This window comes from Actinomadura sp. 6N118 (assembly GCF_044326415.1).
GTDB lineage: Bacteria > Actinomycetota > Actinomycetes > Streptosporangiales > Streptosporangiaceae > Spirillospora.
The window spans coordinates 214747-236970 of record NZ_JBIRAZ010000010.1 but is presented as its reverse complement, the minus strand read 5'-3'; the positions used below and the strand labels follow the sequence as shown (position 1 = coordinate 236970).

Here is a 22224-nt window from a genome sequence, read left to right as displayed (position 1 = left end):
AAGGGTGGGACGCATGAGCGACTACTACAGCGCGTTCGAGATGAGTCCCGTGCCCGCTCCCGGCCCGGATGCGGTTCCGCCGGAGCCGTTCCGTGGCATCTATGGAATGCCCGCGTTCGTGACGATACCCACCAACGATTTGGCGGCGTCCGTCGACTTCTGGATTCGTGGGCTCGGGTTCTTCGAGCTGTTCAGCATCCCCGGCAGGCTTGTGCATCTGCGACGGTGGGCGTTCCAGGACGTACTCATGGTCTCGGCGGAGAGCGTTCCGGAGCAGGCACCGGCGATGAGCTTCAGTTTCGCGTGTGTGCTCAGCCAGGTCGATTCCCTTGTCGAGGCCTGTCGTGCCCTGCGCCCGGACTCAGTCGATGGTCCACGGGATACTCCCTGGAACACTCGCGACGTGGAGGTGATCACTCCCGAGAACGCACGGATCGTTGTCACTGCGGCCAAGCCCTTTGATCCGGCCAGTCAGGAGGCGCAGAACCTTGAAGCCGTCGGGATCACCCCACCGGGCGACGATGAGGGGCGTGCCTGACGCCGATGGCCTGACCGTCGGTCAGGTCTCGACGTGTCTGGGCGTGACAGTCCGCGCGCTGCACCACTGGGACGAGATCGGTCTGGCGCGACCGTCGCTGCGCACCGCTGCCGGATACCGGCTCTACACCGCTGGTGATCTGGAACGCCTGCACCGCATCGTCGTCTACCGCGAGATCGGTCTCGGCCTGGACCAGATTCGGGCCATCTTGGACGACTCGACCGCGGACGTGCCCGCCGCCTTGCGCGTCCAGCGCACCCAGGTCGCTGAACGGATCGACCGCCTCCGGCAGCTCAGCGCCGGACTGGATCGGATGATCGACGCCCACGAGCGCGGCCTGCTGCTGACCGTCGAGCAGCAGGCCGCGATCTTCGGCCCCCAGTGGAACCCGGACTGGCCCGCCCAAGCCCGTCAGCGCTACGGACACACGACGCAATGGCTGCAGTACGCCGAACGCTCAGCCTCTCGCGGTCCGGAGGAATGGCAGTCCATCGCTGACGCCGTTGCCGACCTCGACCGCGCCCTCGCCGCTGCGATGGATGCCGGAGTCACACCTGGTAGCCCACAAGCGAATCAACTTGTCGAGCGGCACCGCGAAGTCTTTGCTTCGTACTTTCCCCTCACCAGGCAGATGCAGGTCTGTCTCGGCCGCATGTTCGAGGCCGATCCGGCATTTGCCGCCCACTACGACGGCATCCGCAGCGGCCTGGCCACCTGGTTCCGTCAAATCATCGACGCCAGCGCACGCGCCCACGGCATCGACCCCGACACCGCAACCTGGCAGTAGAGCCCAAGCCTGCACCCATGAGCGGCCGGTTCTGCCGATCAAGGGTTGGGGATGTAGGGCGGGGCGACGCCCCAGCCCCAGTGGGGGACGGGGGCCTGCATGGGCGGATGGGCATCGGGCTGGGAGTTGCCCAGGGCGATGCGGGTGCCCCATTCGACGTAGCCGGTGAACGCGGCGCGGAACTCGGGGTCGTCGGGCAGGCCGACCTCGTCCGCGGCGTCCATGAGGAGGCTGACCCAGCGGCGGCGCTGCGGTTCCTTGATGGCCTTGCCGAGATGCTGGCTGACCATGTGGTGGTAGCCGCCGCGCTCGTCGGTGTAGCGGTTGGGGCCGCCGAAGACCTCGGCGAGCCACATCGCGACGTACTTGGGGTGGCCGGGGTCCATGTGGGCGAAGAGCGGCCCTACGACTTCGTCCTCGCGGACCTTGGCGTAGAAGGCCTCGGTGAGCCGCTGGAAGGCTTCTTCGCCGCCTGCCCAGTCGTAGAGCGTGGGGACCGAGGAACCGGTGCCACGTACGGAGGTCTGCTCGTAGTGGCGCATCTCCTCGATCTGCTCCACGTACGGGCGGATCTCGGCGAAGAAGGCCTTGAAGTGCTCACCGCCGCGGAAGACCTCCAGGTGGTCCTTCGCGGAGGTCCAGGTGATGCGCAGGATGTACGACTCGGGCTCGTCCACGCACCGGGAGAGCTCGTAGTCGACGCATTGCGGCGCCGCGGCGAGTGGGACGGCGGCGCGCGCGTAGGCGGCTTCGAAGTCGGCGGACCGGACTTCGGGCACCCGGTAGCGGATGTATTCAACGATCATGAAACGGCCCCCTGCGGCTCGTGATGGGGCGAGTGTAATCATGTAATCGTCCCCGGTCCAGAGCGTTGATCGTTTAGGACGTGAGGATCACGCCCAGGTAGGACAGGCCGGCGATGACGACCCAGGACGCGAGGCCGAGGAGGGCCATCCTGCCGCCGGTCCTGGTCATCGACGGCAGGTGGATGGAACTGCCCAGACCGAAGAGCGCCGCCGCGAGAAGCAAGTGCTGGGCTGTCGCTGCGTGGGTGAGCGCTTCCTCGGGGATGTTGCCGCTCGTACGAAGCAGGATCATCGTGAGAAAGCCCGCCACAAAGAGTGGGATGAGCGGCGGGCGTACAGACGAGGTCTCAGCCGTTCGGCGCCGGGCGCTGATCGCGATCAAAGCGACCAGTGGCGCGAGGAGCGCCACCCGCATCAGCTTGACCAGGACGGCTTCCTTCAGGGCAGCCGGACCTGCCGTCTGGGCGGCGGCCACCACCTGCCCCACGTCGTGGACGCTCGCGCCCACCCAGCGGCCGAACGAGGCGTCGGCCAGGCCGAGCGGGTAGTGGAGCAACGGCAACACCGCGATCGCCAGGGTGCCGCAGAGCGTCACCACGGCCACGGCGTTGGCGACATCCTTCTGATCACTCTTGGTCGTCTGGCTCACCGCACCGATCGCTGAGGCGCCGCAGATCGAGTAGCCGGTGGCCACGAGCAGCGGCTGGTCTCCCGGCAGGCCGAGGCGACGCCCCAGCCAGAGCGTGCCGGTGAACGTCACAGCTACGACGACGAGCACCATCAGAGCGGTGACCCAGCCGAGGCCGACGACGTCGGCCAGGCTCAGCTGCAGGCCCAGGAGCACGATCGCCACACGCATGAGGCGCTTGGCGGCGACGCCGAGCCCCGGCCGTGCGACGCCCTGTGTGAGCGTGCGCAGGGCGGGCAGATGGGCCGCGATCATGCCGAGCACCATGGCCGCGGTAAGCGTCGGGATCATGGGCAGCACGTCGTGCACGAGCCGCGCCGCCGCCACGCCGGCAGCGGCCAGGCAAAGCCCGGGAGCACTGTGTCGTAGAGCGGGAGGCCAGCGGAATTGGGATGCGGCGGAACGGGTCGTCGGCCGCGGCTGCAGTGCCCTGAGGGCGGGATGCGCCTGACTCACGACTCCTCGGCCGGTTCCGCGTAGGTCCGGCGGATGCTGGTGCCGAGCCTGGCGATGTCCGCGCCGTAGAGGTGGATCGAGATCGCCTTCGTGGTCCCCCCGTTCCACACCCTGTGGATATCGCCTGGCGGGGCGAACGCGGCGACGGCGCCGGCCGGGTTGAGGACCTCCTCGATGGCGACCAGCCGGGAGGTCTGGCCGTCGGATTCCAGCAGGTACCGCCGCTCGGTCTCCTCGCCCTCGTGCACGCCGGTCACGCACCAGGACACGTGGTCATGGATCGGGGTCCGCTGGCCGGGTAGCCAGACCAGCGCGACGACCGAGAAGCTGCCGTCGGGCTCGGCGTGCAGGACGTGCTGCCGGTACCGGTCAGGGTCGCCCGTGCGCTGCCCGGGGGTCAGCAGGCCGGGCCGCCCCAGGAATCGCCGCAGCGCCTGGCCTGCCAGATGCGCCGTCGGCTCCGGCGCCAGACCACGCTGGACGATCTCGCGGACTGAGTCGACCACGTCGGCGAGGACGGGTGTGATGGGAGTGGTGGCGGTAAGTGCGGCCATGACCCCAGCGTCGGGCCGCTGGCCCATAACGTCTAACGACGATCTGTTAGGCCGTTCAAAGTAGTGCTTATGGATCGCGCAGGGATCGGCCCGGTCAGCAGCCCACGCGGGTGGCGGCCGCGGCCTTGAGCTCTTCCACCACCAACTCGACGGCGGGGATCCGCAAGTGGTCACGCAGGACGTATGCCGAGACCTTTCGTGTCGGCTGCCGCGCCACAACCCGTCCCGTCACCTTGGAATGGCAGAGGAAGGACAGGACGAGCGCGGGCATGAGAGCGATGCCGACTCCGGCCGCGACGAGGCTCTGAACAGCGAGGTTGTCGTCGGTGCTGAAGACGATGTCCGGGACGAAGCCTTCCTCCGCGCACAGGTGCAGGAGGTTGGCCCGGCAACGTGGACAGCCCGCGATCCATCGTTCGTTCGACAGGTCCTCCAGGCGTACGGCGTGGTGGCGGACCAGCGGATGCCCGGTCGGCAGCAGGACGGTGAGCAGATCCTCCATCAACGGGACTTCGAGCAGCTCTTCGGGCACCTCGGCCTGCGGCCCCGGATAGGTGAACGCCAGGGCGATGTCGCTTTCGCCACGGACCAGCCGATGCACCGACTCGGGTGGCTCCGCCTCCTGCAGTTCGACCCGTACACCCGGATGGCTGGCAAGCAGGCGGGCCATCGCGTCCGGAACGAGCGTCGCGTTCGCGCTGGGAAACGCGCAGATCCGGACCAGGCCGGCCTCCAGCCGCGCCAGCGAGCGCAACTGCTGTTGCGCCGCCGTGAGGTCGCCGACGATGACATCGGCATGCCTTGCCAGGACCGTGCCCGCCTCGGTCAGCTGGAGCCCGCGGCCGGCCCGGACGAACAGCGGCATCCCCACCGCCCGTTCCAGCGCCTTCATTTGCTGGGTGATTGCGGGCTGGGTGTACCCGAGCGCGCGTGCGGCGCCCGAGTACGACCCCTCCCGGACCACTTCCTGGAACGTACGGATGTGCCGCGATTCGAGCATTCTCGAATCATAAGGAGGGCTTTGGCATACCTCCAACGGAGATCACTCGCCGTATCGAGGTGATCTCCATACGTTCCGCTCAGCCGGTGCGGCGGCGTTTGAGCAGGGCTCCGGTTCCCGCGGCGGCCGCGACGACCAGGGCGATCAGGCCGATCCACAACCAGCCGGAGGAGCCGCCGGAGTCCTCCGCCGCGGCCGGCGCGGTGGTCTGATTCAACGTGATCGTCGGCGCCGGACCGGCGGCCTGGGTCTTGGTGATCCCGGTCGGCGCGGACGAGCCCTTCACGGTGAACGTGAAGCTGCCGCTGACCGGGTGGCCGTCGACCGAGACGACCCGCCAGCCCACGGTGTAGTCGCCGTTGGGCAGCGTCCCGGCGACCGGCTGCGTGACCTTGTTGTCGACCGCCTTGGGCGTTTCCGAAGTGTGCTGCTTGCCCTTGTCGTCGCTGAGGATCACCCGTGGGATCGTGACCGGCTGGTTGTAGGTCAGCGTGATCTGGGCAGGCGACTCGACCGTGGACTTCGCCTTCGGGTCGGAGTCCCGCAGCGCGGTGTGGGCGGAGGCGGGTGCGGCGGTCAGGGCCAGCACGGCGCTGACGGCACCGGCCGCCGCGGCGGTACGGGCCAGGGCGGTACGGATCGAGGCCGTACGGGCCAGGGCGGTACGGGTCGGGGCTGTACGGATCGGGAACGTCATGACTGGCTCCTTGCACGCGAGATGCCGTACCCGCCGATCGCGATGCCGATGAGCCCGGTGGCCAGGCCCAGGCCGCCGAGCAGTCGGGCCGTGCCGTCGTCGGCCTTCGCGGACGAGGTGGCGGCCGCCACCGTCTTGACCGTCGGCGCGCCGGAGGCCCCGGCGCCTGTGGCCGCGGCTCCCTTGGGTGTCAGCTTGAGGATCGGGGCCGGGTGCTCCGGCTCCTCCTGGCCGGCCTGGGGCACCTGGTCCCACTTCACGACCTCGCCGCCGGAGTAGGTCTGCTCGGCCTTGAAGATCAGCCGGTCGGTGTCGGTGGGCATCTGGCCCATCGACACGTCGAACTCCTGGAACTGGCCGGGCTCGATCTTGCCGCCGGACCAGGTGATACGGGAGACGGCCTCGGTGAGCTCGCCGCCGTGGGCCTTGATCGGGGTCTTGAGCTTGGACTTCTCGACCTTGACCTTCCAGCCCGGGGTCGGCCGGACCGACACGGACGAGAGCGGGTGGTCCATGGGGAGATCGACCTGGACCTTGGTCGTGCCCGCGTTGTCCCGTTCGTTCGGTACGCGGAAGGCGACCTTGACGTATCCGCCCTGCTCGGCCTCGCGGGGGTTGACCGTGACGTGGGCGGACGCGGCGGTGGCAAGACCGAGGACCGAGACGAGGGCGAGGCCGGTGACGGCGGCGCCCTTGCGGGCGTGCAGCGATATGGACATGCGGAAGAGCTCCGTTCGAGCGGGTACGAGGAGAAGCCGGAGTGCCGGGGGCGGCGTCCGGTGACGTACGGCGCTCAGCTGTGCGCGAGCGCCCTCGAACGGTGCGGTGGACCGCGGCGTACGACCTCGTGCCGCAGCACGCGACCGGTAGGGCCGATGGGGACCGGCGCCCGTCGCACAGGGGTACGCACGGGTGGCGCCACGGGTTCAGCGGCGGCGAGGAGAACGGCGAACAGATCGCGGACGGGCCGTCCGACCTGCGCCGCGATCCGCCGGGTCAGCGCCCACGCGGTCCGTTCACCGCGCCGCAGCCACCAGGCCGAGATCACGGCGGCGACCACGTGCGCCAGCGTCATGCCCAGCCCGGAGCCGTGTGCCGGTTCGGACGCGGCCATGCCCGTCTGGACGTGGTGCTCGACCGGCGCCGACGCGTTCGCGAACAGGCTGTGCAGCACGAACTGCCCGCCCAGCAGGCCCCCCGTGATGGTCGCCAGCGAACGCTCGTGCCCGGCGAGCGCGCCCGCCACCACCAGCAACCCGGCGAACCCCACGATGATCGCCCAGGCCGGCACCTCGGCCGGAGACGTCAGGGAGTGCCCGATCGTGGCCAGCGTCAGGCAGACGGTGGTGAAGACCACCGCCCTGCCGAGGCGGAAGAACGGGCGTGGCGACATTGCGGGCCCATCGTGCCATCTCTCCCCGGTGATCTCCATGCCCCCTCCGGGTTCAGGGTGCGGCGTCCTGTGACACGCCCAACATGTTGGGTGTCGGCTTTGGTCACGACCAAGATGTAGGGTCTTGCCCGTGCTGGTTCGCCCCCGCCGTCGGGGGTGGACTGCGGCGAGATCACGCCGAGTCCCCGTGATCTCGCGGCAGGCCACCCTGTCGGCGGGGGCGTCGTAAGAGGGAACCCGGTGAAAATCCGGGACTGCCCCGCAGCGGTGAGCGGGAACGACCGCCGTCATCAAGCACTGGCCCGTCGAGACGGGCCGGGAAGCGACGGCCACTAGGCCGCACCTCATCAGGTGTGTTGCCCGCGAGTCCGAAGACCTGCCTGCATGAACTGTTGGTCCATGGCCTCGTGGGAGGGTCGCTGGACAGGTTGCGGCGGTCAGCCGTGCTCTTGTTCGCGTGCGCCCTTGACGAGGCGAGCTCGCGAGGGAAGAGAGCACGTGACACAGGAACTGATCGCTCCGCCGCGTATCGGCATCGACGCGGAGGTGGTCCGCGCGTGTGCGGGCTTGCCCGACACCGATCCGCAGCGTGTTCTGATCGCCATCCGGGCCGGTGACGACCTCGGCGCCGCTGGGTTGCGGGAGCTGGCGATCGGCGAGGCCGCCGCGCTGGTGGCCGTCGAACCCGCGTACTCCAAGGTGGCGGCGCGGCTGTTGAGCACACTGATCGCCGACGAGGCCGCAGACGAGGGCGTGCGGTCGTTCGCGGGCTCCGTGGCGGCCTCCCACTCCGAGGGCCTGCTGAACGACGCGACCGCCGAGTTCGTCGCCGTGCACGCCGAGGCGTTGAACGCCCTGATCGACGAGTCCGCGGACGATCGTTTCGAATACTTCGGGTTGCGCACGCTGTACGACCGGTATCTGCTGCGGCACCCGCGTTCGCGGCGCGTGCTGGAGCGGCCGCAGCACTTCCTTCTGCGCGTGGCCTGCGGGTTGTCCGACACCGTCGAGGAGGCCGCCGAGCTGTACGGCCTGCTCAGCACGTTGTCCTATCTGCCGAGCTCGCCGACGCTCTTCAACTCGGGCGCGCGCCGCTCCCAGCTGTCGTCCTGCTTCCTGCTCGACTCGCCGCGCGACGAGCTGGAGTCGATCTACGAGCGGTACGCGCAGGTGGCGCGGCTCAGCAAGTACGCGGGCGGCATCGGCATCTCGTGGACGAAGGTGCGGTCGCGCGGCTCGCTGATCCGTGGCACCAACGGTCACTCGAACGGCATCGTGCCGTGGTTGCGCACGCTCGACTCGTCGGTCGCCGCGGTCAACCAGGGCGGCCGGCGCAAGGGCGCGGCCTGTGTCTATCTGGAGCCGTGGCACGCCGACGTCGAGGAGTTCCTGGAGCTGCGCGACAACACCGGCGAGGAGGCCCGCCGCACCCACAACCTCAACCTCGCCAACTGGATCCCCGATGAGTTCATGCGCCGGGTCGAGGCGGACGCGGACTGGTCGCTGTTCGACCCCAAGGAGGTGCCCGAGCTCGCCGACCTGTGGGGCGCGGAGTTCGACACCGCCTACCGGGCCGCCGAGGCCGCGGGACGGTTCGTACGGAAGGTCCCGGCACGGCGCCTCTACGGCCGGATGATCCGGACGCTCGCCGAGACCGGGAACGGCTGGATGACGTTCAAGGACGCCGCCAACCGCGCCTGCAACCAGACCGCCGAGCCCGGCAATGTGGTCCACCTGTCCAATCTCTGCACCGAGATCATCGAGGTCACCAGCGACGGCGAGACCGCCGTGTGCAATCTCGGCTCGATCAATCTGGCCGCACACGCCGGGCCTGACGGCGTGGACTGGGAGCGGCTCCGCGCGACCGTCCGTACCGCCGTGCGCTTCCTCGACCGGACGATCGACCGCGGCTTCTACCCGACGGACGAGGCGGCGGGCGCCAACCGCAAGTGGCGTCCGGTCGGGCTCGGCGTGATGGGCCTCGCCGACGTCTTCTTCAAGCTGCGGCTGCCGTTCGACTCGGCCGAGGCGCGCGAGCTGTCCACGTCGATCGCTGAGGAGATCGCCCTGGCCGCGTACGGCGCGTCCGCCGACCTGGCCGCCGAGCATGGGCCGCTCCCCGCGTACGACCGGACGCGCACGGCACGTGGTCAGCTGCACGTCGACCACTTCCCCGATGCGACACCGCGCCGCAGGGCCGAATGGGAGGCGCTGCGCGCACGGATCGCCGAGACGGGACTGCGCAACTCGCTGCTGATCGCGATCGCGCCGACCGCCACGATCGCGTCCATCGCGGGCTGCTACGAGTGCGTCGAACCGCAGGTCTCCAACCTCTTCAAGCGCGAGACGCTGTCCGGCGAGTTCCTGCAGATCAACAACTACCTGGTCGCGGACCTCAAGAAGCTGGGTCTGTGGACGCCCGCCGTGCGCGACGCCGTCAAGCAGGCCAACGGCTCCGTCCAGGGCCTCGTTGACCTGCCCGCGTCCTACCGCGAGCTCTACCGCACCGCGTGGGAGCTGCCCCAGAAGGCGCTGATCGACCTGGCCGCGGCCCGTACCCCCTACATCGACCAGAGCCAGTCGCTGAACCTCTTCATGGAGACGCCGACCATCGGGAAGCTGTCCTCGATGTACGCCTACGCGTGGCGTGCGGGCCTCAAGACCACCTACTACCTGCGTTCACGTCCGGCCACCCGGATCACGCAGACCACCATCTCCGCGACCGAGGCGGTCGTGTGCTCTCTCGAAAATCCCGAAGCTTGCGAGGCCTGCCAGTGAGTGGGCGAACCGGAGAACACAGCATGCTGCTCGATCCCGGTATGGACCTGACGCTGCGGCCCATGCGTTACCCCGACTTCTACGAGCGCTATCGGGCCGCGATCCGCAACACCTGGACGGTGGAGGAGGTCGATCTCGCCACTGACCTCGCCGATCTGGCCCGGCTGACACCGGCTGAGCTGCATCTCGTCAACCGGCTGGTCGCGTTCTTCGCGACCGGTGACTCGATCGTGGCCAACAACCTCGTGCTCAACCTCTACAAGCACGTGAACGCGCCCGAGGCGCGGCTCTATCTGTCGCGGCAGCTGTTCGAGGAGGCCGTGCACGTCCAGTTCTACCTGACGTTGCTCGACACCTACCTGCCTGATCACGACGAACGCGTCAAGGCGTTCGCCGCCATCGAGCACATCCCCTCGATCCGGGCCAAAGCGGAGTTCTGCTTCCGCTGGATCGACTCGATCGGCAAGCTGGACGAGCTGCGCACGGCCGACGACCGGCGAGCCTTCCTGCTCAACCTGATCTGTTTCGCGGCGTGCATCGAGGGGCTGTTCTTCTACGGCGCGTTCGCCTACGTCTACTGGCTCCGGTCGCGCGGGCTGCTCAACGGGCTGGCCTCCGGCACCAACTGGGTCTTCCGGGACGAATCGATGCACATGGAGTTCGCGTTCTCGGTCGTCGACACTGTGCGGGCGGAGGAGCCGGGCCTCTTCGACACCCAGCTGAACGAGCAGGTCACGCGGATGCTGGAGGAGGCCGTCGAGGCCGAGATGGCGTTCGCGTACGACCTGTGCGGCGACGGCCTGCCGGGCATGGGGGCGACGGACATGCGCGCTTATCTGGAGTACGTCGCCGATCAGCGGCTGGCCCGGCTCGGCATGCCCGCGCGGTATGGGACGGCCAACCCGTTCGCGTTCATGGAACTGCAGGACGTGCAGGAGCTGTCGAACTTCTTCGAACGCCGGGTATCGGCGTACCAGATCGGTGTGGAGGGAATTGTGGCGTTCGACGAGGCCTTCTGAGGGTAGATCAGGTTCCAGGACTGCTAGGAGGACGATGTGGCTTCTCTCATGGCGAAGATCAAGGCTTGGATGCGAAGTCCTCAGGGCCAGCAGGCCCGCGCGAGGGCCGAGCGGATGGCCCGGGACCCCCGCAACAAGGCGAAGGCGCGCAGCGTGCTGGCCAAGTTCCGAGGCAAGCGCCACTAACGAACAAGCGCCACTGACGAAGTAGCAAACGTCACTGACCAAGAGGCAAGCGCCACTGACCAAATCTGCTGTCCGAACGGACTCCGGCTAGACCCAGATCGCCACGACGGTGGTCTCGGCGTGGATGAACCCGCCGCCGCGCTTCGCGATGCGCTGCGCGTCCTTCTGCCGTGGGGACACCGCGGTAGTGACGACCGCGTACCGGGAGCCGGATCCGACGTTGCCGTACCGCGCGCCGATCCGTTTGGGCACCGAGGCCGCCGTCACGAACCGCATGCCCGCGGCTTTGAGTTGCTGCTCGGCTGTCTCGGCCGCAGCCTTGTCCTTGAGCCGCAGCACGTGCACGCTCACCTGGGCCTTGCTCGGCGTGGTGAACGAGGCCTCGATGCGGCCGTCGCAGCCGAGCTTGGTCAGCAGCGCCCGCGTCGCCGCGTCGAGGGCCCCGGCCAGGCAGCCCGCGCTGCCCTCCAGCACCTTTTCGCCGGTCCGGTCATACGTCTCGGTGGTCTCGTTGATCCGCATCGTGAAGTGCCGCTCGTCCTCGAAGAACGTGGTCCAGGTGAACGGGGACGGCTTCCGCTCCAGCTTGTCCAAGGCTTTGTTGGCCTGGTCGGCCTTGTCCAAGGTGGCGAGCAACATCACGGCGAGGACCACGGCGATCGTCACGAACGGACCGGCGAAGACGATGCCGAGGACCCACTTGGCCCCCTTCGGCAACCTCGAAAGGCCCCGGCGCCTGACGCCCCTGGCGGACGGGGTGAACGCCGAGCCTCGTAACGGTGCCTGGGGCGGCTCATCGAATTGGCCTGGCAGCGGATACGGCGAGCGGTCTTGCGGTGGAATTCCCTTCATGGATCGACATCGAAGCACAGGGGTGCCGCCTATTGGGGTTACCCGGGAGTACGTAGAATCTCCGCCGTGAACAACGGCGACTACTTGCACTGGCAGAGCGTCCCCACACGGTGGAAGGACAACGACGTCTACGGGCACGTCAACAACGCCGTCCACTATTCGCTGATGGACACCGCGATCAACGAGTGGATGATCAAGACCGCGGGATTCGATCCGCTGCGCAGCGACCGGATCGCCCTGTGCGTGGAGTCGCACTGTGTTTACAAGGGTGAGGTCGCCTTCCCCGACACCATCGAGCTGGGGCTCCGGGTCGGCAAGCTCGGCCGGTCCAGCGTCCGCTGGGAGGCGGGCCTCTACCGCGGCTCCGACGAGGCGTTGATCGCGGAGGGCTACTTCGTGCATGTCTTCGTCGGACGCGAGAACCGCCGTCCCGCGGAGATCGTCGACCCCGTCCGCGCCGAGATGCAGAAGCTGGTGATCGCATGACTGGAGTTCAGGTGACGGACACCCGTGCCGCCGTCCTGGTCGAGTCTGGTCGCGCCGTTCCGTACGCCGAGTCCCGGCCGCTGCAGGTCACCGCCCTCCGCCTCGATCCGCCGGGCCCCGGCGAGCTTCTGATCAAAGTGGGCGCAGCCGGGCTCTGCCACTCCGACCTCTCCGTGATCAACGGGTCCCGGCTCCGCCCTCTGCCGATGGCGCTGGGCCATGAGGCGGCGGGCGAGGTGGTCGAGGTTGGAGAGGGCACCGAGTTCGAGCCGGGCGACCACGTCGTGCTGGCGTTCGTCCCGGCCTGCGGGCACTGTGAACGCTGCGTGGGCGGGCGTCCCGCACTCTGCGGCCCGGGTGCGCTGGCGAACGGCGCGGGCACGCTCCTCGGCGGCGCCCGTCGGTTCGAGGCCGCAGACGGCACCCGCCCCAACCACCACCTCGGCGTCTCGGCGTTCTCCGAATACACCGTCGTGTCCGCCCGTTCCGCTGTGAAGGTCGATCGGGACCTCCCCTTCGAGACCGCCGCGCTCTTCGGTTGCGCGGTCCTCACCGGCGCGGGCGCCGCGCTCTACAGCGCACGGATCACTCCTGGCGACAGCGTCGCCGTCTTCGGTCTCGGCGGTGTCGGCCTGGCCGCGTTGATCGCCGCCAAGGCCGCCGGCGCCGCCACTCTCGTCGCGATCGACGTCGTTCCGCACAAGCGCGACCTCGCCCGGCGGCTCGGCGCGACCCACACCGTCGAGGGCGGCCCGAACGCGGTTGAGCAGGTTCGCGAGATCACCAGCGGCGGCGCCGAGAAGGTCATCGACACCACCGGCGTCGTCCCCGTCCTGGAACAGTCGTACGCGGCGACCCGCGCGGGCGGCACCACCGTCACCGTCGGCCTCCCGGCCCCCGGCCAGAACCTGACCCTCCCGGCCCTCAGCCTGGTGGCCGAGGAGAGGACACTGCGCGGCAGCTACCTGGGCTCCTCGGTCCCGCGTCGCGACATCCCGCGTTTCATCGACATGTACAGGTCCGGGGTGCTCCCGGTAGACGCCCTGCTCTCCCACCGCCTGACCCTGGACGAGGTCAACGAGGGCTTCGACCGCCTCCATACCGCGGAGGCGGTCCGCCAGGTCATCACCTTCTGACGCTGGTCATTACCTTTTGACACTGGTCAGGGGGCGAGGACGTGGTCGGTGAGAAGGCGGTTGAAGTCGACTTCGAAGCGTTCGTAGTGGGCGCGCAGGCCGGGGCCGGGCCAGCTGGCCGGGAGCAATTCGGCCGGGAGGAGCGGGTCGTTCAGCAGGTGGCGGAGGACGGCGGCGGCCACCGTGAAACGGTCGGCCAGGCTGTCGGCTTCGTCGAGTGCGGTGGTCAGGGCGTGCGCCTTGGCCGTCCAGTCGTCGAGGTCCCAGAGGACGGCGGTGAGGTCGTCCTCGGGCCGGCCGGCGAGGAACGTGCACTGCTGGGCGACGATCTCGGGCCGGGGGCGGCTCAGGTTGGCGGGGCGCAGCCAGGTGCCCTCACGTAGCTCGGCCAGGCGGAGGGCGGCCATGGCCTGGCGGAGGGCGGCACGGTCGGCGGCGGGGCGGCGCTCGGCGGTGATGACGGCGATCTCCCAGGTGCCGTCCCACGGGAGGGTGCGCGGGAAGCGGCTCTCGTCCTGGCGGTCCTGCCGGGCCAGGAGGCGTTCGGTCAGCGCGTACTCGCCGTCGCTCTGAACGAGGTCGCCCGCCGCGACCATGCGGGAGAGCGCCACCCGGATCGTGCCCTCAGCGATGCCGAACAACTCGCCCACGCGGACCAGATAGCGGGCACGCAGGCGCGGCGGGTGCGAGCCCAGCAGCGTGCTCAGGACCACGGAACGCGCGGTCAGCGGGCGGAGGCCGAGAGTGTTCGTCATGACTGACCGGGACTGTACCCGGATTACAGTCTTCCGTCGCATACAGTAAAAGTGTAATGTCCGGGCATGGCCTCATATCTGATCGAACCGGTGGACCGGCTTCCGTTCGGCGGACCCGAGAAGGCCCGGCGGTACGCGACGGAGCGCTATCAGGGGGCGGCCGGCCTCAACTGGTACACGTGCGATCCGTCGTTGCGGTTCCTGATGCGGCGGTACCTGGGCGACGAGGGGCTGGCCTGGGCCGAGCCCCGGCTGGAGGCCCTCGGCGAGCTCATGGGCGGGCGGGTCGCGGCGTGGGCGGAGGAGACCGACCGCAACCCGCCGCGGCTGGAGAAGTACGACCGGTGGGGACGGGACATCAGCGAAGTCGTGATGCCTCCCTCGTTTGAGGCCGCGCGAAGCGAACTGGTGGCGACGAGCTTCACGCGGCCGGAGTTCTTCGCGGAGGCCCGGGCGGCCGGGGTGGACCCTGCGCCGATGGCGGTGGCGTGGAGCTACCTGCTCGATCAGGCCGACATCGGGATGGCCTGCGCGCTTGGGACGGGCGGGGACATGGTCGTGGGGCTGTCCGAACTCTTCGCGCCGGAGGACGTGAAAGCGCGGGTGCGGGAGTTGTTCTCGGCGGGGATGTTCTCCGGCGAGGCCGCGCAGATGCTGACGGAACGTTCGGGCGGGTCCGATCTGGGTGCGCTGGAGTCGACGGCTACACGCGACGGTGACGCCTGGCGGCTGAACGGCTTCAAGTGGTTCGCTTCGAACGCCAATGGCTCGGCGTTCGTGGTGCTGGCCAAGCCGGAAGGCGCCGAAGACGGTGTGCGAGGAGTCGCGCCGTTCCTGATCCTTCGTGAACGACGCGACGGCTCGCGGAACGGCATCAGGATCAGGCGGCTCAAGGACAAGCTCGGCACACGTTCGGTGGCCTCAGGCGAGATCGAGTTCACCGACGCCGAGGCGTTCCTGCTGGCACCCGAGTCGGGAGGCCAAGGCCTGGCGCCCGGGGCGGGAGGCCAAGGCGACGGCAAGGGGCTCGCCCGGATGATGGAGCTCACGAACGGAGCGCGGCTGGGCATCTCGATGATGGGCCTGGGATGCGCGCGGCGGTCGCTCGTCGAGGCACTCTGCTACGCCCGTGCCCGCGAGGCGTTCGGTGCGCCGCTGTACGAGCAGCCGCTGATGCGCCGCAAGCTGGCCGAGCTGATCGTGGAGACCGAGGCCGTGCAGGCGATGGTCTTCGATGGATACCTGGGAAGGCCACGCCTCCGGATCGGAGCTCCCCTCATCAAACTGCGGGCAGCGCGCCTAGGCGTGACCGCTGCGAGCGACGCCATCGAGATCCATGGCGGCAACGGCTACATCGAGCAGTGGCCCGTCGCGCGGATCCTGCGCGACGCCCAGGTGAACCCGATCTGGGAGGGCGGAGACAACATCCTCTGCCTCGACGTCCGGCGAGCCATGCTCCGCGAGCAAGCCCACGAACCGTTCTTCGAAAGACTGGAACAAGCCGTCCATCACGCACCGGGCGGTGACGACGCCACCATCTCCTTGGTGAACGAACGGATCGGACATCTCCGCGAAGCAGTGAAGCGCTGGCAGAGCCTCGACGCCGAAACCGCCGAGGCGCGGCTCTTCCCCCTCGCCCAATACATGGCGGACGTGTACGCGGCGGCGCTGCTGGTGGAGCAGGACGGCGACCGCAAGGCACTGATCGCCCGCCTGTACGCGCGGAACCATCTCGCCGACCGTGGCCCGCTGCGTGACATTGACGCCCCCGCCGAGGACCTCGATCGCTTCGAAGAGCTTGCAGCGGGCGCCCTCATCGACGACCGGAACTGAGCGTATCGTCGAGACCGAATCGGATTCGCTTGTGAAGGAGCCCTGTTGACCACACCCGCCTCGGCCAAGACCACCCCGCCGCCCGGAGCGATCGTGCCCGCTCTGAAGGAGCACCCGCCCGCTGAGTTCGCCAGCTGCTTCGGGTGCGGTGACCAGGCCTCGGATGGCATCCGGCTCAAGCACACGGGCCTTGACGGGAAGGTCGTGGAGACCGAGTTCACCGTGGTGGAGGCGCACCAAGGCGCGCCGGGCCTCGCCCACGGCGGGATCCTGGCGGCTGCCCTCGACGAGGCGCTCGGCTCGGTCGCCTGGATGCTCGGCGAGCGCTACGTGACCGGACGCCTGGAAACGGACTTTCTGGCTCCCGTGCCGGTGGGTTCGACCGTCCACCTCCGCGCCTGGTGCACCGGAGTCGACGGCCGCAAGGCCTACCTGGAGGGCGAAGGCCATGTCGACGGCAAGCTGGCCGTCCGTGCCGCCGCCCTCTTCATCGCAGTCCCCGAAGAGCACTTCGGGGAGCGCTGATGACCGTACGCACCGAACGCCAAGGCCCCGTCACGACCGTCATCCTGTCGCGACCCGAGGTGCGCAACGCGGTCGATGGGCCCACAGCCGCCAAGCTGGCTGCCGCCTTCCGCGCGTTCGACGCCGACGATGACGCCTCCGTGGCAGTCCTCTGGGGCGAGGGCGGCACGTTCTGCGCCGGAGCCGACCTCAAGGGCATCGGCGCCGGCCGCGGCAACCGCGTTGACCCCCTCCCCGCCGACGGCCCGATGGGCCCGACCCGGATGAAGCTGTCCAAGCCGGTCATCGCCGCAGTGTCCGGCCACGCCGTCGCCGGCGGCCTCGAACTCGCGCTCTGGTGTGACCTGCGCGTGGTCGAGGAGGACGCGACGTTCGGAGTGTTCTGCCGCCGCTGGGGCGTACCGCTGATCGACGGCGGCACCGTACGCCTGCCCCGCCTGATCGGCGAGAGCCGCGCCATGGACCTGATCCTCACCGGCCGCCCCGTCTCCGCCCAGGAGGCGTTCGACATCGGCCTGGCCAACCGCCTGGTGCCACCCGGCAAGGCACGCGAGGTCGCCGAGGCACTGGCGGCCGAAATCGCCCGCTTCCCGCAGACCTGCATGCGCGGAGACCGCCTCTCAACCCTCGAACAGGCAGGCCTCTCCGAAGAGGAGGCACTCGCGAACGAGCTGAGCCACGGGACCAACGCCCAGCACGAAGCACTCACCGGCGCCGCCCGCTTCGCCGCCGGCGCAGGCCGCCACGGCACCTTCACCGACATCTGAAGGCCGCGGTCAGTCCTTCCGATAAGGCGAGAACGCGCTCGTCTCGATCTCGTACGCGCCCGCCTTCGCCGTCTCACCAAAGTTGTATTCGGTGCGATTGCGGTACCGCTGCCCCTGCGGCGTCGAATGCGGCTCGGTGAGCACCGTCACTACTGAGGTGCGCGGGTCGATGATCACATAGACGGGAATGCCCATGGCCGGATAGTCGGCTGTCTTGCTCTCGTAGTCGTTCTCCGGATTGGGCACCGAAACGACCTCGGCGACAAGCTCGATGTCGCTCGGCCGCAGATAGCCAGGACGATCGAGTGCGGCCCAGGGCACCACCACTAGATCGGGGCGGCGCATGCGCCCCGTCACCGGGTCGTCAATCTGAGGGTCTCCGGTATGCACGTGCAAACCGTCCCGGACCTGCCTGACCAACTGCTCCTGGAGCCTGCCTACGGCCAGTTCATGCCGGTTGACCGGGCTCATCATCACGTGAATCCCCCGGTCGTCCAGCTCGACGGCATGATCCAGGCGTTCCATGATCTCCTGGGCCACTGGCCGCAGGCGGTCATATGTGCGCACCTGTAAGCCCCCTCTCGGTCGCCATCCATCCTAGGGTGCCGAACTGGTGAGTGGTGGTCACTCTCCGGAGCGAAACAAATATCGCCGATCGGGCAATACATAGTGTCCCCTTTGTTGATCACCCCCTGGAGACGCTTTGAAGCTCAGGTCGGCCGCGCTCGCGGTCCTGCTCACGTTGACCACCGCGGCGGCTTGTAGTGGTGGAGATTCGAAGTCCGGGCGCGGTTCCACCGTTTCCGGGGAGGATGGGGCGCCGCTGGTCACCGTCACTCCGGGTGACGGTACGTCGCGGGTGCGTCCGGACAGCCGGGTCACCGTGACGGCGGGCGGCGGCACGCTCGCCGAGGTGACCGTCCGGACCGGCGGCGGGCTGGTCGTCGCGGGCGGGTTCACGTCGGACCGCACGGGATGGCGGGCGAAACGCGGGCTGAAGCCGGACGCCGCGTACGAGGTGACCGCCAAGGCGACGCGGGGCGCCAAGACCACTACGGTGACCAGCCGTTTTCGTACGCTCAAGCCCGGTAAGACGTTCGGCATCGCCGATATCACCCCGATGAGCGATCGCTCGGAGAAGATCGGCGTGGGTGCTCCGATCATCGTCACGTTCAACCGCCCGGTGTCCGATCGGGCGGCCGTCGAGCGGGTGCTGGAGGTCAAGGCGCAGAAGCCGGTCGAGGGCGCGTGGCGGTGGGTGAGCTCCACGCAGGTGATTTACCGGACGAAGAGGTACTGGCCGGCGCATCAGAAGGTCCGCTTTACCGCGCGGCTCACCGGCGTGGCCGCGGCGAAGGGCGTGTACGGGGCGGCGGATGTGACGCGGCGATTCGCGGTGGGGGCGGCACAGATCAGCACGGTCGACTCCCGCACCCATCGGATGACGGTCCGAAGGGATGGGCGGGTGATCCGGACGCTTCCGGTCAGTACGGGGGCCGGTGGGAAGTCGGTGAACGGGGAGGACATCTTCCTCACCGCCAGCGGCGTGCACCTCGTCATGGACAAGAAGCGGGTGGAACGCATGACCTCGGAGGGGTCCGGGATCGACCCGAAGGACAAGAACAACGGTTGGGACGTGATGGTCAACTGGGCGGTGCGGATCAGCGCGTCCGGTGAGTACGTGCACCAGAGCAACGGGCAGTTCCAGTACCTCGGGGTCTCCAACCAGAGCCACGGGTGCGTGCGGACGACGCCGGACGGGTCGCGCTGGTTCTTCGGGATCGCGCAGCGGGGTGATGTGGTCGACGTCACGGGCACCGCACGCCGGTTGCCGTGGACGAACGGCTGGAGCTACTGGCAGCTGAGCTGGAAGCAGTGGCGGTCCGGCAGCGCCCTGAATTAGATGATCATGGGTGCTTGACCGGTAAGAGAGGACTTACTAGCGTACTTTCAGACGGAATCCGTCCGGAAAAGGGGACGCCATGAGTCTGACCGTGGACGAGGCGGGCCGCGCGCTCGCCGACCCGCGCGCGTACGCCGACGAGGGGAGCCTCCACGCCGCGATGGCGTTGTTGCGTCGGGAGGCGCCGGTGCACTGGGTCGCGGACCCGCCGGGCTACAACCCGTTCTGGGCGATCACCAAGCACGCCGACATCATGGAGATCGAGCGCAATCACGCGCTCTTCCTGAACGCGCCGCGCCCGATCCTGGGCACCGCCGAGTACGACGCGATGAACCGCGAGCGCGCCGAGCAGGGCATCGCGCTGCGCACGCTCGTCCACATGGACGACCCGGACCACCGCGTGATCCGGGCGATCGGCGCGGACTGGTTCCGGCCCAAGGCGATGCGCGCCCTGGAGGACAGGGTCAAGGAGCTGGCCAGGCGGTACGTCGACCGCATGATCCAGCATGGCGGCGAGTGCGAATTCGTCCAGCAGATCGCCGTGCACTACCCGCTGTACGTGATCCTGTCGCTGCTCGGGCTCCCCGAGTCGGACTTCGACCGGATGCTCAAGCTCACGCAGGAGCTGTTCGGCGGAGACGACTCCGACATGCGGCGTGGCACGACGCCCGAGGAGCAGCTCGCTGTCCTGCTGGACTTCTTCGCCTACTTCCAAGAGCTCACCGCGGCCCGCCGCGCCGAACCCACCGACGACCTTGCCTCGGCGATCGCGAACGCACGCGTCGACGGCGAGCCGCTGAACGACTTCGACACCGCCTCGTACTACGTCATCATCGCCACGGCCGGGCACGACACCACGAGCTCCACGATCTCCGGCGGCCTCCGCGCCCTCATCGAGCACCCGGATCAGCTCGACAGGCTGCGCGCCGATCCCGCGCTGATGCCGTACGCGGTGGACGAGATGATCCGGTGGGTCACGCCGGTCAAGGAGTTCATGCGCACCGCGACCGAGGACTACGACCTGCGCGGCGTGACGATCCGCAAGGGCGAGTCGGTGCTGCTGTCGTACCCGTCGGCCAACCGGGACGAAGAGATCTTCGATGACCCGTTCCGCTTCGACGTCGGCCGCGATCCGAACAGGCACCTCGCGTTCGGCTTCGGCGTGCACTACTGCCTGGGTGCCGCGCTGGCCCGGATAGAGGTCCGCGCCTTCTTCGAGGAACTGCTGCCGAGGCTTGAGTCGATCGAGCTCGCCGGGGAGCCCGAGAGCGTGGCCACCACGTTCGTCGGCGGGCTCAAGCGCCTGCCTGTCCGCTACTCCCTGAAGGGCTGACCGGGATGCGCATCGACGCCGCGGTGCTGCGTGCCGCCGACGCCCCGTACAGCGTCGAGCCGGTCGAGCTCGCCGAGCCGGGCCCGGGCGAGCTGCTGGTCCGGATCGCCGGCACCGGGATGTGCCACACCGACCTGCTCGGCCGCGTCCCCGGCGACCTGGTGGGCAAGCCGGTCGTTCTCGGCCATGAGGGCGCCGGGGTCGTCGAGGCAGTCGGGCCTGGCGTGACCGACGTGGCGGTGGGCGCGCACGTCGTGCTGTCCATCGACTCCTGCGGAGCCTGCACCAACTGCCGCGCCGCCCGCCCGGGCAACTGCGTCATGATGGCCGAGCTCAACATGCTGTCCCTCCCGCTGGACGGTGTGCCGCGCGCGAATGACGCAGAGGGCGCGGCGGTCCGTAACCGCTGGTTCGGGCAGTCGTCGTTCGCCTCCCACGCGCTCACCACCGTCCGCAACACGGTCACCGTCGATCCGGACGTGCCGCTGGAGCGGCTGGGTCCGCTCGGCTGCGGCATGCAGACCGGCGCCGGGTCCGTGCTGATCTCCCTCGGCGTGGGGGCCGGTGACAGCATCGCCGTCTTCGGGGTCGGCGCCGTCGGCCTTGCCGGCGTGATGGCCGCCCGCGTCGCCGGTGCCACCACCATCGTCGCGGTCGATCTGCACGAGTCCCGGCTCGACCTGGCGCGCGAACTCGGCGCCACGCACACGCTGAACGGAGCGGACGACGACCTCGCCGGGCAGATCAGGTCGATCGCGGGTGGCGAGGGCGTCCAGTACTCGCTCGACACGACCGCCGTGCCGGCGATCGTCTCCGCCGCGGTCGCCTGCCTGCGCACGACCGGTGTCTGCGGCCTGGTCGGCGTCGGCAGTGAGGAGTACCGGCTCGACCCCTCGTTGCTCCTGATGGGCCGCACGGTCAAGGGCATCATCGAGGGCGACGCCGTCCCGCAGCTGTTCATCCCCAAGCTCGTGGAGCTCTGGCGCCAGGGCCGGTTCCCGTTCGACAAGCTGATCACGACCTACCCGCTCGACCAGATCAACCAGGCCGAGGCCGACTGGCTGTCCGGGAAGGTCATCAAACCCGTGTTGCTGCCCGGTGGCTGAGACGGCAAGCCGCAAGGGGCGCCCGCCGGACCCCGAGATCGACCAGCGGGCGTTGCGGGCAGCCCTGCAGGTGTACGGGGAGCTCGGCTGGGCGGGTTTCAGCTTCGATGCCGTCGCCCGCCGGTCCCGGGTCGGCAAGGCGGCGCTGTACCGCCGCTGGCCCGACAAGGAACGCCTCCTCGCCGCCGCGCTGGAGCTCCTGGCCGAGCCGCCGCCCGACTGGGCCGACCCCACGGACCTGCGCGCCTGCCTGACCCTGATGGCCGAGCAGGTCGTGGACATGTTCGTCGGCCCCAAGGCGCTGGTGTTGCCGCGCGTCCTGATCGAGGCCTCGCTCTACCCGCCGCTCTTCGACGAGACGGTGCTGAACATCGCGCGGGCCCGCTTCGACGCCGCGCGCGAGCTCGTCCGGGCCGCCGTCGAACGCGGCGAGCTGCCCGCCGGGACCCCGCCCGAGCTGGTCATCGACGCGATCATGGGCCGGGTGCTCAGCGCGATCGTGCTGACGCCCGGCCGGGAACGCCCGCGCATCGCCGCCGAGCCCTCCCGCCACGCGGCCGCCGCCGTCGACTTCGTCCTGTCGTCCCTCAGCGCCGGATGATCAGCGCACTCGGCAGAGATCACTC

General features: G+C 69.1%; 24 protein-coding genes and 1 riboswitch. Of the genes, 14 read left to right on the top strand and 10 right to left on the bottom strand.

Translation table 11 applies throughout. The features are described from left to right. Positions 1-13 precede the first annotated feature (13 nt). Both ACH34W_RS26520 and ACH34W_RS26515 read left to right on the top strand, forming a co-directional pair. Complete coding sequence (locus ACH34W_RS26520; protein ID WP_395963789.1) at positions 14-538, top strand: VOC family protein; 525 nt, start codon at positions 14-16, stop codon at positions 536-538. Further along, positions 531-1325, top strand: a complete 795-nt coding sequence (locus ACH34W_RS26515; RefSeq protein WP_395963788.1) for a MerR family transcriptional regulator — start codon at positions 531-533, stop codon at positions 1323-1325. The genes ACH34W_RS26520 and ACH34W_RS26515 overlap by 8 nt, the downstream gene beginning before the upstream one ends. A 38-nt stretch (positions 1326-1363) precedes the next feature. Here ACH34W_RS26515 and ACH34W_RS26510 read toward each other — a convergent pair whose 3' ends face one another. The 7 genes from ACH34W_RS26510 to ACH34W_RS26480 form a co-directional block, all read right to left on the bottom strand. Then, on the bottom strand, positions 1364-2131 hold the full coding sequence (locus tag ACH34W_RS26510) for a group II truncated hemoglobin (RefSeq protein WP_395963786.1): 768 nt from the start codon (positions 2129-2131) through the stop codon (positions 1364-1366). A gap of 73 nt (positions 2132-2204) precedes the next feature. Continuing rightward, the gene (locus tag ACH34W_RS26505; RefSeq protein WP_395963784.1) at positions 2205-3275 is read right to left on the bottom strand and encodes a YeiH family protein; all 1071 of its coding nucleotides are present in this window, start codon (positions 3273-3275) and stop codon (positions 2205-2207) included. After that, positions 3272-3829, bottom strand: coding sequence for a cysteine dioxygenase (locus ACH34W_RS26500; RefSeq protein ID WP_395963783.1), 558 nt, complete (start codon positions 3827-3829; stop codon positions 3272-3274). The genes ACH34W_RS26505 and ACH34W_RS26500 overlap by 4 nt, the downstream gene beginning before the upstream one ends. Before the next feature lie 94 nt (positions 3830-3923). After that, a complete protein-coding gene (locus tag ACH34W_RS26495) occupies positions 3924-4829 on the bottom strand; it encodes a LysR substrate-binding domain-containing protein (protein ID WP_395963782.1) in 906 nt (301 codons plus the stop codon). 79 nt (positions 4830-4908) lie between these two features. Continuing rightward, positions 4909-5526: a copper resistance protein CopC gene (locus ACH34W_RS26490; protein ID WP_395963781.1), complete on the bottom strand. Its 618-nt coding sequence runs from the start codon at positions 5524-5526 to the stop codon at positions 4909-4911. Continuing rightward, on the bottom strand, positions 5523-6245 hold the full coding sequence (locus ACH34W_RS26485; RefSeq protein WP_395963779.1) for a YcnI family protein: 723 nt from the start codon (positions 6243-6245) through the stop codon (positions 5523-5525). The genes ACH34W_RS26490 and ACH34W_RS26485 overlap by 4 nt, the downstream gene beginning before the upstream one ends. A gap of 74 nt (positions 6246-6319) precedes the next feature. Further along, a complete protein-coding gene (locus tag ACH34W_RS26480) occupies positions 6320-6958 on the bottom strand; it encodes an MFS transporter (RefSeq protein ID WP_395963778.1) in 639 nt (212 codons plus the stop codon). 144 nt (positions 6959-7102) lie between these two features. After that, positions 7103-7318: riboswitch (cobalamin riboswitch) on the top strand. 99 nt (positions 7319-7417) lie between these two features. Between ACH34W_RS26480 and ACH34W_RS26475 the strand changes: the two genes are divergently transcribed. The 3 genes from ACH34W_RS26475 to ACH34W_RS26465 are packed head-to-tail and all read left to right on the top strand — an operon-like array spanning position 7418 to position 10902. After that, positions 7418-9697, top strand: a complete 2280-nt coding sequence (locus tag ACH34W_RS26475; protein WP_395963777.1) for a ribonucleoside-diphosphate reductase subunit alpha — start codon at positions 7418-7420, stop codon at positions 9695-9697. A 23-nt stretch (positions 9698-9720) separates the two neighbouring features. After that, positions 9721-10716: a ribonucleotide-diphosphate reductase subunit beta gene (locus ACH34W_RS26470; RefSeq protein WP_395963776.1), complete on the top strand. Its 996-nt coding sequence runs from the start codon at positions 9721-9723 to the stop codon at positions 10714-10716. 36 nt (positions 10717-10752) lie between these two features. After that, positions 10753-10902 (top strand): hypothetical protein, encoded by a 150-nt coding sequence (locus ACH34W_RS26465; protein ID WP_395963775.1) that lies wholly within the window; start codon positions 10753-10755, stop codon positions 10900-10902. A gap of 87 nt (positions 10903-10989) precedes the next feature. Here ACH34W_RS26465 and ACH34W_RS26460 read toward each other — a convergent pair whose 3' ends face one another. After that, a complete protein-coding gene (locus ACH34W_RS26460; RefSeq protein WP_395963773.1) occupies positions 10990-11619 on the bottom strand; it encodes a hypothetical protein in 630 nt (209 codons plus the stop codon). Positions 11620-11820: 201 nt separating this feature from the next. Between ACH34W_RS26460 and ACH34W_RS26455 the strand changes: the two genes are divergently transcribed. Both ACH34W_RS26455 and ACH34W_RS26450 read left to right on the top strand, forming a co-directional pair. Then, positions 11821-12240 carry an acyl-CoA thioesterase gene (locus ACH34W_RS26455; protein WP_395963772.1) on the top strand — a complete coding sequence of 140 codons (420 nt, stop codon included), beginning with the start codon at positions 11821-11823 and terminating at the stop codon, positions 12238-12240. 11 nt (positions 12241-12251) lie between these two features. Further along, positions 12252-13376, top strand: coding sequence for a zinc-dependent alcohol dehydrogenase family protein (locus tag ACH34W_RS26450; protein ID WP_395963770.1), 1125 nt, complete (start codon positions 12252-12254; stop codon positions 13374-13376). A gap of 26 nt (positions 13377-13402) precedes the next feature. Here the strand turns inward: ACH34W_RS26450 and ACH34W_RS26445 are convergent, their stop codons facing one another. Further along, positions 13403-14131 (bottom strand): PaaX family transcriptional regulator C-terminal domain-containing protein, encoded by a 729-nt coding sequence (locus ACH34W_RS26445; protein WP_395963769.1) that lies wholly within the window; start codon positions 14129-14131, stop codon positions 13403-13405. 66 nt (positions 14132-14197) lie between these two features. Here ACH34W_RS26445 and ACH34W_RS26440 point away from each other — a divergent pair, with 66 nt between their 5' ends. Genes ACH34W_RS26440 through ACH34W_RS26430 form a run of 3 tightly spaced genes read left to right on the top strand, consistent with a single transcriptional unit; the run spans position 14198 to position 17256 of the window. Beyond that, positions 14198-15964 carry an acyl-CoA dehydrogenase family protein gene (locus ACH34W_RS26440; RefSeq protein ID WP_395963767.1) on the top strand — a complete coding sequence of 589 codons (1767 nt, stop codon included), beginning with the start codon at positions 14198-14200 and terminating at the stop codon, positions 15962-15964. 45 nt (positions 15965-16009) lie between these two features. Continuing rightward, positions 16010-16489, top strand: coding sequence for a PaaI family thioesterase (locus tag ACH34W_RS26435; RefSeq protein ID WP_395963766.1), 480 nt, complete (start codon positions 16010-16012; stop codon positions 16487-16489). Then, positions 16489-17256 (top strand): crotonase/enoyl-CoA hydratase family protein, encoded by a 768-nt coding sequence (locus tag ACH34W_RS26430; RefSeq protein WP_395963764.1) that lies wholly within the window; start codon positions 16489-16491, stop codon positions 17254-17256. Before ACH34W_RS26435 ends, ACH34W_RS26430 begins: the two co-directional genes overlap by 1 nt. Before the next feature lie 9 nt (positions 17257-17265). Here ACH34W_RS26430 and ACH34W_RS26425 read toward each other — a convergent pair whose 3' ends face one another. After that, positions 17266-17796: a Uma2 family endonuclease gene (locus tag ACH34W_RS26425; protein WP_395963763.1), complete on the bottom strand. Its 531-nt coding sequence runs from the start codon at positions 17794-17796 to the stop codon at positions 17266-17268. A 163-nt stretch (positions 17797-17959) separates the two neighbouring features. Between ACH34W_RS26425 and ACH34W_RS26420 the strand changes: the two genes are divergently transcribed. The 4 genes from ACH34W_RS26420 to ACH34W_RS26405 all read left to right on the top strand — a co-directional run bounded on the left by ACH34W_RS26420 (position 17960) and on the right by ACH34W_RS26405 (position 22199). Continuing rightward, a complete protein-coding gene (locus ACH34W_RS26420) occupies positions 17960-19159 on the top strand; it encodes an Ig-like domain-containing protein (protein WP_395963761.1) in 1200 nt (399 codons plus the stop codon). 79 nt (positions 19160-19238) lie between these two features. Further along, positions 19239-20492 (top strand): cytochrome P450, encoded by a 1254-nt coding sequence (locus tag ACH34W_RS26415; RefSeq protein ID WP_395963760.1) that lies wholly within the window; start codon positions 19239-19241, stop codon positions 20490-20492. 5 nt (positions 20493-20497) lie between these two features. Beyond that, positions 20498-21598, top strand: a complete 1101-nt coding sequence (locus ACH34W_RS26410) for an NAD(P)-dependent alcohol dehydrogenase (protein ID WP_395963758.1) — start codon at positions 20498-20500, stop codon at positions 21596-21598. Next, on the top strand, positions 21591-22199 hold the full coding sequence (locus ACH34W_RS26405) for a TetR/AcrR family transcriptional regulator (protein ID WP_395963757.1): 609 nt from the start codon (positions 21591-21593) through the stop codon (positions 22197-22199). The genes ACH34W_RS26410 and ACH34W_RS26405 overlap by 8 nt, the downstream gene beginning before the upstream one ends. The last annotated feature ends 25 nt before the right edge of the window (positions 22200-22224 follow it).

Bases quoted from the DNA above. Each gene is read 5' to 3' on its own strand.
- ACH34W_RS26445 (WP_395963769.1), bottom strand. From the start codon at position 14,131: ATGACGAACACTCTCGGCCTCCGCCCGCTGACCGCGCGTTCCGTGGTC.
- ACH34W_RS26410 (WP_395963758.1), top strand. From the start codon at position 20,498: ATGCGCATCGACGCCGCGGTGCTGCGTGCCGCCGACGCCCCGTACAGC.
- ACH34W_RS26490 (WP_395963781.1), bottom strand. From the start codon at position 5,526: ATGACGTTCCCGATCCGTACAGCCCCGACCCGTACCGCCCTGGCCCGT.
- ACH34W_RS26480 (WP_395963778.1), bottom strand. From the start codon at position 6,958: ATGGAGATCACCGGGGAGAGATGGCACGATGGGCCCGCAATGTCGCCA.
- ACH34W_RS26500 (WP_395963783.1), bottom strand. From the start codon at position 3,829: ATGGCCGCACTTACCGCCACCACTCCCATCACACCCGTCCTCGCCGAC.
- ACH34W_RS26520 (WP_395963789.1), top strand. From the start codon at position 14: ATGAGCGACTACTACAGCGCGTTCGAGATGAGTCCCGTGCCCGCTCCC.
- ACH34W_RS26510 (WP_395963786.1), bottom strand. From the start codon at position 2,131: ATGATCGTTGAATACATCCGCTACCGGGTGCCCGAAGTCCGGTCCGCC.
- ACH34W_RS26495 (WP_395963782.1), bottom strand. From the start codon at position 4,829: ATGCTCGAATCGCGGCACATCCGTACGTTCCAGGAAGTGGTCCGGGAG.
- ACH34W_RS26430 (WP_395963764.1), top strand. From the start codon at position 16,489: ATGACCGTACGCACCGAACGCCAAGGCCCCGTCACGACCGTCATCCTG.
- ACH34W_RS26485 (WP_395963779.1), bottom strand. From the start codon at position 6,245: ATGTCCATATCGCTGCACGCCCGCAAGGGCGCCGCCGTCACCGGCCTC.
- ACH34W_RS26440 (WP_395963767.1), top strand. From the start codon at position 14,198: ATGGCCTCATATCTGATCGAACCGGTGGACCGGCTTCCGTTCGGCGGA.
- ACH34W_RS26470 (WP_395963776.1), top strand. From the start codon at position 9,721: ATGCTGCTCGATCCCGGTATGGACCTGACGCTGCGGCCCATGCGTTAC.
- ACH34W_RS26415 (WP_395963760.1), top strand. From the start codon at position 19,239: ATGAGTCTGACCGTGGACGAGGCGGGCCGCGCGCTCGCCGACCCGCGC.